Annotated in this window: 1 protein-coding gene; it reads left to right on the top strand. The window is 31.7% G+C overall.

What is annotated here, in order from left to right; genetic code table 11:
- On the top strand, positions 1 to 407 hold a 407-nt coding region (locus AVBRAN9334_RS10125; protein ID WP_336607745.1), incomplete at both ends, for a hypothetical protein.

Genomic DNA, 407 nt, shown 5'->3' with positions numbered 1-407 from the left:
AATACAACAACTCCTGAAGTAATTGTTCCAAGTGTTGGAAATGGAATTAAAGTATCTATATTTGAAGGTGATGAATCAGGCGATCACAATAACTTAAAAGAAATTAGCAATGGTTCAACTACAGTAGATGCTAATCCTTTATTTAAAGGTGAGATTAATGCTAGTGGTGTTAAAGCAATGCAAGTATTTATCACTTATAATGATAAGTTAATTAAAACTGATTCAGTTCTTGCTGTTGATGGTAAATTTGCGTATACTCCAGAACTAGGTTGCAATAACTTTGGAGATTATAAGTTTACATTTAACGTAATTGGAACTGATATTAAAGGTGAAGCTAGCTTAAAACTTGTTGCTGACACTCAAACAAATACACCTAGTGTAGATAATACTACAAGTGATGTGGTTGT

It is taken from the genome of Campylobacter sp. RM9334, from assembly GCF_020138145.1.
GTDB lineage: Bacteria > Campylobacterota > Campylobacteria > Campylobacterales > Campylobacteraceae > Campylobacter_E.
The sequence above is the reverse complement of the archived record's forward strand: the minus strand, read 5'-3'. Positions and strand labels throughout refer to the sequence as shown.